This window comes from Paracraurococcus ruber (genome assembly GCF_004353985.1).
GTDB classification, from domain to species: domain Bacteria; phylum Pseudomonadota; class Alphaproteobacteria; order Acetobacterales; family Acetobacteraceae; genus Paracraurococcus; species Paracraurococcus ruber.
Window position 1 is genome coordinate 1 of the sequence record NZ_SMOA01000245.1, and the last position, 8,091, is coordinate 8,091.

Below are 8,091 nucleotides of genomic sequence, written 5' to 3' on the forward strand. Positions count from 1 at the left end.
GACGGCAGGACCCCTGACGAGGCGTATGGGACGAATTCGGTGACGAGATTGGCGGCCTGACGGAAACCAGAGCCGAGCTTATCCAGGCCGCCAAGCTGTCCGACCAATGGGGACCACCTCAGCGGAAGACGTGGTAGCGCTGCTGGCTGGCCCATTCCAGGCGGCGACGTGACGCCGCGAAGTGCCGGTTCGGCGCGTGCCTCGCGCACTGGACTGCTGACGCACCGCGATGCCTGACACGCTGCTTCTCGTCACCCTCGTGGTCCTGCCCTTTCTCGGCGCAGTCACGGCCGGGCTGCTACCAACCCATGCCCGGAACACGGCGGCGGCGCTGGCGGGCGGCGTCGCGCTCGCCGGCCTTCTGCTGGTGTGGGCCGCCTACCCGACCGTCTCGACCGGCGGCGTGCTGCGGGCGGAATTCGCCTGGATGCCGCGCTTAGGGCTCAACATGACGCTACGCCTCGATGGCTTCGCATGGCTCTTTGCCGGGCTGGTGACGGGCATCGGCGCGCTCGTGGTGCTCTACGCCCGTTACTACATGGCCGAGGCCGATCCAGTGCCGCGCTTCTTCGCCTTCCTGCTCGCGTTCATGGGGGCGATGATCGGGGTGGTGGTGTCGGGCAACCTGGTGCAGCTGGCCTACTTCTGGGAGCTGACGAGCCTCTTCTCCTTCCTGTTGATCGGCTACTGGCACCACACCGTCTCGGCCCGCGATGGCGCTCGGATGGCGCTGACCGTCACCGCCACCGGCGGGCTCGCGCTCTTCGCTGGGGTGCTGGTGCTGGGCCACATCGCCGGCAGCTACGACCTCGACGCGGTACTCGCCGCCGGCGATGTGATCCGGGCGCACCCGCTCTACCTGCCCGCGCTGCTGCTGATCCTGGTCAGCGCCATGACCAAGAGCGCGCAATTCCCCTTTCACTTCTGGCTGCCGAACGCCATGGCGGCGCCAACACCGGTTTCGGCCTACCTCCACTCAGCGACACTCGTGAAGGCGGGCATTTTCCTCATGGCGAGGCTCTGGCCGGCGCTGGCGGGTACCGACGCCTGGTTCCTCATCGTCGGCACGGCCGGCTTGATGACCATGCTGCTCGGCGCCTACGTCGCCATCTTCCAGAGCGACCTGAAGGGGTTGCTCGCCTATTCGACCATCAGCCATCTTGGGCTGATCACCCTTCTGCTCGGCCTGAACAGCGAGCTCGCCCTGGTCGCGGCGGTGTTCCACATCCTTAACCATGCCGCCTTCAAAGCGTCGCTATTCATGGCGGCGGGCATCATCGACCACGAGACCGGGACGCGCGACATCCGACGGCTGTCGGGGCTCAATCGGTCGATGCCCTTTACGGCGCGGCTCGCCCTGGTCGCCGCCGCGGCGATGGCCGGCGTGCCGCTGCTCAACGGCTTCATCTCGAAGGAGATGTTCTTCGCCGAGGCGCTCTCGGCCGAGACCCCGCTGCCGGGGCTGCTGAACATCCTGCCCTTCGCCGCGCTGCTCGGCAGCGCCTTCAGCGTCGCCTACTCGCTCCGCTTCATCCACGGCGCCTTCTTCGGCCCCGATCCGGTGGACCTGCCGCGCACGCCGCACGAGCCGGCGACCTGGATGCGCTTTCCTGTCGAGATCCTCGTGCTGACCTGCATCATGGTCGGCATCCTGCCGGCCGCGACGGTCGGGCCCTTCCTCGCCGTCGCCGTGAGCGCCTTGCTGGGGGACGACTTGCCCGACTACAGCCTGTCGGTCTGGCACGGGCTGAACCTGCCGCTGCTAATGAGCGTCGTCGCCCTGGCCGGCGGCGTTGCGCTCTACCTGCTGCTGCAGCGGCGGCTGCGCAGCGACGTCGATGGGGAGCCGCTGCTGCATCACGTGGAGGGACGGCGCATCTTCGAGCGCGCCATGGTGTTCCTATCCTGGCGGCTGGCGCGCCGAATCGAGAACATTGCCGGCACCCGCCGGCTGCAGCCTCAGCTGCGGCTGATCCTGGTGATCGCCCTCTTGGCTGGAGGCGCGGCAGTCGGGCAGCGCGGTTTCGGGCCCGGCAACCTGCCCTCGGTGCCAGTCGACCCGGTGCTCGCACTGATCTGGGTGGCGGGCGGGACCTGCGCGATCGGCGCCGCCGTGCTGGCAAAATTCCACCGCCTGGCGGCGCTGATCTTGGTGAGCGGCGTCGGCCTTGCGGTAGTCCTGACCTTCGTTTGGTTTTCCGCGCCGGACCTAGCGCTGACCCAGCTCACCGTCGAGGTCGTCACCACTGTGCTGCTGCTGCTCGGCCTGCGCTGGCTGCCGCAGCGCCGGCGCGCTCCCGGCGATCGCGGGCCGGAGGTGCTGACCTTCACCCGAAGGCTGCGTGACCTCGGCATCGCCGTCGGCGCAGGCGGTGGGCTGGCGACGCTGTCCTATGCCGTAATGACGCGCACCCCGCCCGACCTGCTGGCGCTTGATTTCCTCGCCCGCGCCTATACCGAGGGCGGCGGCACCAACGTGGTCAATGTCACGCTGGTGGATTTCCGAGGCTTCGACACGCTGGGCGAGATCTTCGTGGTTGCGACGGTCGCGCTGGTCACCTACGCTCTGCTGCGCCGCTTCCGCCCCGCGCTGGACAGCCTCGGGGCGCCGATGCAACAGCTGGACCAGATGGCCTTGCCGCCGGCCCGGACGACCCCGGGTGAGGCGCGGCCGGTAGCCGACTGGTTGCTGGTGCCCGCCGTGCTCACCCGGCTGCTCTTCGCGGTCATGCTGCTGGTCGCCACATTTTTGCTGCTGCGAGGGCACGACCGGCCGGGCGGTGGCTTCTCGGCCGGCATGGTCGTGGCGATCGCGGTGATCCTGCAATACATGATCGGTGGCACGGACTGGACCGAAGACCGGTTGAGCTGGCTGCGGCCACGCGTCTGGATCGGCGCGGGGCTGCTGCTGTCTGCCGGCACCGGGGTGGCCGCGTGGGGTTTTGGCCAGCCTTTCCTCACCTCCTATTTCGCCTATCTCGACCTGCCGGTGATCGGCAAGGTTCCCGCCGCCAGCGCCCTGATCTTCGACATCGGTGTCTTCGCCCTCGTGGTGGGCGCCACCCTCCTGATGCTCATCGCCCTGGCCCATCAGTCCGTGCGCGGCCGCCGCACGGCGCCGACGGCGCGGTTGCCCGCCGCGGTGGGGGAGGACTGATGCAGCTCGTCGTCTCCCTGGCGATCGGCCTACTGGCCGGCTCCGGCGTCTGGTTGCTGCTGCGCGCGCGCACCTTCCAGGTCACCATCGGCCTCGCCCTGCTGTCCTATGCGGTGAACCTCTTCATCTTCTCAACCGGCGGGTTGCGCACCGGGGCGGAGGCCATCCTGCAGTCCGGCGAGGTGGGCACGCTTGCCCGCTATTCCGATCCGGTGCCGCAGGCGCTGGTGCTGACCGCGATCGTTATTGGTTTCGCCACCACGGCGCTGTTGCTGGTCGTGCTGCTGGCGGCGCGCGGATTGACTGGCTCCGACCACGTTGACGGACGGGAGCGGGGGCGATGACCGGCTGGGCCGAGCATATGGTGATCGCCCCGATCGTCGTGCCGATGCTGGCGGGCGCGGTGATGATCCTGGTGGGCAATAGGCGACGCAGGCTGACCGCGGGGCTCGGCCTTGCCTCCGCGCTCGCTCTGCTGGCGCTCTCGGCCGCCCTGCTGATGGTTGCGGATGCGCCTGAGGTGCGGGTCTACCGGCTGGGCAATTGGCCGGCCTCCTTCGGCATCGTACTGGTGCTCGACCGGCTCTCGGCGGTGATGGTGGCCCTGACCGCCATCCTCGGCTTCGCCGCCTTCGTCTTTTCGCTGGCCCGCTGGCACCGCGCTGGCGTGCAGTTCCACCCGCTGTTCCAGTTCCAGCTGATGGGGTTGAACGGCGCCTTCCTGACCGGCGACCTGTTCAACCTTTTCGTCTTCTTCGAAGTCATGCTCGCTGCCTCCTACGGCATGGCGCTGCATGGCTCCGGCACCGCGCGGGTCCGGGCGGGGCTGCACTACATCGTCATCAACCTCGTGGCGTCGCTGCTCTTCCTGGTCGGCGTCAGCGTCGTCTATGGCATCGCCGGCACGCTCAACATGGCCGACTTGGCGATCCGGCTGCGTGGCATCGCGGCCGCGGACCGGGCTCTGCTGGAGGCCGGGCTCGCCGTTCTCGGCATCGCTTTCCTGGTCAAGGCCGCGATGTGGCCGCTGGGCTTCTGGCTGCCCGGCACCTATGCCGCGGCCAGCGCCCCGGCGGCGGCGATCCTTTCCATCCTCAGCAAGGTAGGCATCTATGCGGTGCTGCGCGTCTGGCTGCTGCTGTTTGGAGACGGTGCGGGCGAGTCTGCAGGTTTCGGCGGCACTTGGCTGACCCTCGGTGGCCTCCTGACGCTGGGCTTCGGCTCGGTCGCGGTGCTGGCGAACCAGAGCCTGGCGCGCCTGGCCGGAGCGAGTGTGCTGGTTTCCTCTGGCACGCTGCTGACGGCGATCGGCCTCGGTAAGGCGGCCGTCACCGCCGGCGCGCTGCTCTACCTCGTCGGTTCGGCGCTGGCGATCGGCGCATTCTTCCTGCTGATTGAATTCGTCGAGCGCGGCCGCGACATCGGCGCCGACGTGCTGGCCGTGACGCGGGAGGCTTTCGGCACCGGCGAGGATCAGGAGGATGGCGAGCCGGGGGAACGTGACGCGATCGGCGTGCCGATCCCCGCCGCGGTGGCGACCCTCGGCGTCTCCTTCCTGGCCTGCGCGTTGCTGGTGGCGGGGCTGCCGCCCTTCTCCGGCTTCCTGGCGAAGTTCGCCATTTCATCGCCGCTGATCGCGCCGGGCGGCGGCGCGCCGCCGGCGATGGCCTGGGTGGTGACGGCCGCGCTGATCCTCTCGGGGCTCACCACGGTGGTGGCCATGGTGCGCGCCGGCATCGATGCCTTTTGGGTTTCGCCAGCCGTCGACCCGGTCCGGGTCAGCGTGGTGGAGTTCCTGCCCGTGGCGCTGCTACTCGTGCTCTGCGCCATACTGACGGTGGCCGCCGGCCCGGCCTTCGACTACGCCGCCGCGACGGCGCAGGCATTGCACGATCCGGCCGGCTACCTACAGGCCGTACTGCCAGCCGTGGACAACCCGCGATGAGGCGCGTCCTGCCGTATCCGCTGATCGCGCTCGCGCTGCTGCTGTCCTGGCTGGTGCTGGCGGGCAGCGCCTCGCTCGGCACCATCCTGCTCGGCGGCATGGTCACGCTTGGCGGTTCCTGGGCGCTGGCGTCGCTGGCGCCGCCGCGGGCGCGGCTGCGCCGGCTCGCCGTGCTGCCCGGGCTGCTGCGGGACGTGCTGGTGGAGGTCGTGCGCTCGAACAACGCGGTGGCGCGGATCATCCTCGACCCGGCGGGCCAAGGAAGGCGGCAGTCCGGCTTCGTCCAGATCCCGCTCGACATGCGCTCGCCGCAGGGGCTGGCGGCGCTGGCCTGCATCCTGACCGCGACGCCCGGCACCGTCTGGGTGGAATACGATTCCAGCGAAGGGATCATGCTGCTGCATGTCCTCGACCTGGTCGACGCGTCGGAATGGGTCCGCATAGTCAAGGAGAAGTGGGAGCGGCGGCTGATGGAGATCTTCGAATGAGCGTCGTGCTGCTCGCCTGGGCCGTCCTGCTGGCACAACTAATGCTGCTGGCGGCGATGGGCTGCGCAGTGGTCCGCCTGCTGCTCGGGCCGCGGGCGCAAGACCGCGTGCTCGCGCTCGACACGCTGAACGTCAACGCGGCGATGCTGCTGCTGGTCTTCGGCATCCGTACCGGCACATCGCACTACTTCGAGGCAGCACTGCTCATCACGCTACTCGGCTTCGTGACGACGGCGGCACTCTCGAAATTCCTCATGCGCGGCGAGGTGATCGAATGATCCATGCGGCCGAGCTGCCGGTCTGGGCGGCGGTGATTGTCGCCGTGCTGCTGTTGCTGGGCGCCGGCCTGGCACTCATCGGCTCCTTCGGCCTGCTGCGGCTGCGAAGCTTCTACGAGCGGGTCCACGCGCCGACCCTCGGCACGACGCTCGGGATCGGCTGCGTGCTGGTGGCCTCGATGCTCTTCTTCTCGCTGCTGCAAAGGCGCCTCGTCCTGCATGAGATCCTGATCGCGGTGCTCATGGTCATGACCACGCCGGTCACCCTGATGCTGCTAGCCCGCGCCGCGCTCTATCGCGATCGGGTTGAGAGGAATGGGTCGGTTCCGCCGCCGCCCGGCGTCCGGTGGGAAGGAGGTGAGGAGAGATGACCGTGGTTTAGAGTCTGAACGCGAAATAAGCCGCCCTCTTCGGGTCGACTGCGATACGTAGAGCGATGCGCGGGCTGGACCTCACCATGTTGGGCCGATGTCCCGCACCAGCCTACGCAGCAATGTTGACCTGCCTCCACCTTCGGCTCGGCGTGTTCCCCGATCCAGTCGTGGCGACGGCTGGAACGCCCTGGCCGACATCGAGGTCTTTGTCTTCGCGGTCGAGGCAGAACTGGAGGCCATGGACCGTGAGCGGGTCGGCGTGCATCGCCGCGGTCGCAAGCCGGACCTGACCTTGCGGCGGCGGCTGATCGGGCTGATCTGGACGCTGACCTTCGGCGGCCTGCAGTGGCGCGTCGCCGGCTGGCTGTCGGGTGTTCCCTTCACCACTCTGCACAGCAGCTTTGCACGCTGGACCCGCCTGGGCCTGTGGCGCCGGCTGGGCCAGCGTCTCGCGTTCGATTGGCGGCTGGCCTGCGGCGACGAGGTTCTGCCCTCGGCGGTGGTGGCTGACAGCCGGTCCCTGCAGTCAGCTCCAACCGCCTGGGCGCGCGGCATCGACGGCGGCAAACTGGTCAAGGGCGTGAAGCTGTTCGCGGTCTGGGACAAGCATGGATCGCTGCTCGACCTCGAACTGCAATCGGCAAACACGGACGATCGCGCGGGTGTACTGCCGATGCTGCCGCGGCTGGCCGCGCTCGGCTTCGAAGGTGACCTCCTCGGCGATAGTGGCTTCAAAGGCGCGCCCTTCGCCGCAGCAGCGATCGAGCACGACATCCATGTTTCGATCTCGCCCGGCGGCACGCGCGATGGGCGCTTTCTGCCAAACGGGATCAGGTGGGTCGTCGAGCGGCTGTTCGCGTGGTTGAGCCGCTACCGGCGGCTCAACATCGTCTATGACCGCGCCGCAGACCTCTTTGCCGGGCATGTCTGGATAGCGATGACCTCCATCATCACACGCCGCCTCATCGCCCAAACCCAGCCGCAGCAAAGATTTTAATCGCGTACAGCTTCTTAGTACCCACTCAGGCCAAGTGCGGATTTTCCACCACGTCCCTGGGCGCTACCCCGCCTTTACGATCGGCTGGGCTTCGTGGATCACGGCATCCGCCGCGCGGTGCCGCTGCGCGATGGCACGCCGGTGGATCGTGTCATCAAGCGCTCCGTCCTGTGGGTCGAAGCCTGAGCGTCACTGGCCGTCCAGTCCGGCCTTCACCGCAACGGGTTCAGCGTGCCGTCTGCGCCAGCACGCGCTGGCTGGCGGCGCCGCGGGTGCCGGCGGCTATGTTGACGCCGCGCGCCAGGGTGTTGGTGGCGAGCAGCCCGGTCGGGCCGCCGGCCTCGACCGACTGCTCGGCCTGGGCGCGGCGGCCGATCGACAGGTTCACCCCCACCGCCGCCTGGGTGCTGACCAGCGGCCGGCAGCCGCCGCCGGCATCGGTGCCGACCTGCTGGCGGGCGCGGCTGTCGGCGCCGATCGCCTTGTTGACGCCCAGGCTGACGCTGGTCTGGGACAGCCGGCAGCCGCCGCGGTCGAAGCTCTCCACCCGGTCCAGCACCGCCCCCGGCCCGCGCAGCCGCACGCCGCCCAGGTCCTGCGCCGTCGCGGGCAGCGCGGCGCAGAGCGCGAGCGCGGCGGCGGCGAGCATGGAACGCATCATGACGCAGTCCTCCTGGTTGCGCGTCGGGGCGTCCCGGCGCCCGCGGGCGGGGCCGGGACGTGCCGGGCCGGCGCTTACTGCGCGCCGATGGTGACGACCTGCTGGTCGGCGAAGGACCCCTTGCCGGTGGCGGCGTTCAGGTTGTGGCCGCCGAGCACCTGGTTGCGGGCGCCGCGGCCGGCGGCGCCGCC

The 8,091-nt window shown here is 69.2% G+C and carries 8 protein-coding genes; 7 read left to right on the forward strand and 1 reads right to left on the reverse strand.

The features are described 5' to 3' along the window. Positions 1 to 229 precede the first annotated feature (229 nt). From E2C05_RS25695 to E2C05_RS25725, 7 genes are all read left to right on the forward strand, one after another. Positions 230 to 3,157 carry a monovalent cation/H+ antiporter subunit A gene (locus E2C05_RS25695; RefSeq protein ID WP_133222496.1) on the forward strand — a complete coding sequence of 976 codons (2,928 nt, stop codon included), beginning with the start codon at positions 230 to 232 and terminating at the stop codon, positions 3,155 to 3,157. Further along, positions 3,157 to 3,501 (forward strand): Na+/H+ antiporter subunit C, encoded by a 345-nt coding sequence (locus E2C05_RS25700; RefSeq protein ID WP_133222497.1) that lies wholly within the window; start codon positions 3,157 to 3,159, stop codon positions 3,499 to 3,501. Before E2C05_RS25695 ends, E2C05_RS25700 begins: the two co-directional genes overlap by 1 nt. Then, positions 3,498 to 5,102, forward strand: coding sequence for a monovalent cation/H+ antiporter subunit D (locus E2C05_RS25705; RefSeq protein ID WP_133222498.1), 1,605 nt, complete (start codon positions 3,498 to 3,500; stop codon positions 5,100 to 5,102). The genes E2C05_RS25700 and E2C05_RS25705 overlap by 4 nt, the downstream gene beginning before the upstream one ends. After that, positions 5,099 to 5,590 carry a Na+/H+ antiporter subunit E gene (locus E2C05_RS25710; RefSeq protein WP_133222499.1) on the forward strand — a complete coding sequence of 164 codons (492 nt, stop codon included), beginning with the start codon at positions 5,099 to 5,101 and terminating at the stop codon, positions 5,588 to 5,590. The genes E2C05_RS25705 and E2C05_RS25710 overlap by 4 nt, the downstream gene beginning before the upstream one ends. Continuing rightward, a complete protein-coding gene (locus E2C05_RS25715; RefSeq protein WP_133222500.1) occupies positions 5,587 to 5,868 on the forward strand; it encodes a K+/H+ antiporter subunit F in 282 nt (93 codons plus the stop codon). Before E2C05_RS25710 ends, E2C05_RS25715 begins: the two co-directional genes overlap by 4 nt. After that, a complete protein-coding gene (gene mnhG / locus E2C05_RS25720; RefSeq protein ID WP_133222501.1) occupies positions 5,865 to 6,239 on the forward strand; it encodes a monovalent cation/H(+) antiporter subunit G in 375 nt (124 codons plus the stop codon). The genes E2C05_RS25715 and mnhG overlap by 4 nt, the downstream gene beginning before the upstream one ends. 97 nt (positions 6,240 to 6,336) lie before the next feature. Next, positions 6,337 to 7,239: an IS5 family transposase gene (locus E2C05_RS25725; protein ID WP_205083065.1), complete on the forward strand. Its 903-nt coding sequence runs from the start codon at positions 6,337 to 6,339 to the stop codon at positions 7,237 to 7,239. 226 nt (positions 7,240 to 7,465) lie between these two features. On the opposite strand, the gene E2C05_RS25730 is transcribed toward E2C05_RS25725, so the two are convergent. Next, positions 7,466 to 7,900 carry a hypothetical protein gene (locus tag E2C05_RS25730; RefSeq protein ID WP_133222502.1) on the reverse strand — a complete coding sequence of 145 codons (435 nt, stop codon included), beginning with the start codon at positions 7,898 to 7,900 and terminating at the stop codon, positions 7,466 to 7,468. Positions 7,901 to 8,091 lie beyond the last annotated feature (191 nt).

Bases quoted from the DNA above. Each gene is read 5' to 3' on its own strand.
- E2C05_RS25695 (WP_133222496.1), top strand. From the start codon at position 230: ATGCCTGACACGCTGCTTCTCGTCACCCTCGTGGTCCTGCCCTTTCTC.
- E2C05_RS25700 (WP_133222497.1), top strand. From the start codon at position 3,157: ATGCAGCTCGTCGTCTCCCTGGCGATCGGCCTACTGGCCGGCTCCGGC.
- E2C05_RS25705 (WP_133222498.1), top strand. From the start codon at position 3,498: ATGACCGGCTGGGCCGAGCATATGGTGATCGCCCCGATCGTCGTGCCG.
- E2C05_RS25710 (WP_133222499.1), top strand. From the start codon at position 5,099: ATGAGGCGCGTCCTGCCGTATCCGCTGATCGCGCTCGCGCTGCTGCTG.
- E2C05_RS25715 (WP_133222500.1), top strand. From the start codon at position 5,587: ATGAGCGTCGTGCTGCTCGCCTGGGCCGTCCTGCTGGCACAACTAATG.
- mnhG (WP_133222501.1), top strand. From the start codon at position 5,865: ATGATCCATGCGGCCGAGCTGCCGGTCTGGGCGGCGGTGATTGTCGCC.
- E2C05_RS25725 (WP_205083065.1), top strand. From the start codon at position 6,337: ATGTCCCGCACCAGCCTACGCAGCAATGTTGACCTGCCTCCACCTTCG.
- E2C05_RS25730 (WP_133222502.1), bottom strand. From the start codon at position 7,900: ATGATGCGTTCCATGCTCGCCGCCGCCGCGCTCGCGCTCTGCGCCGCG.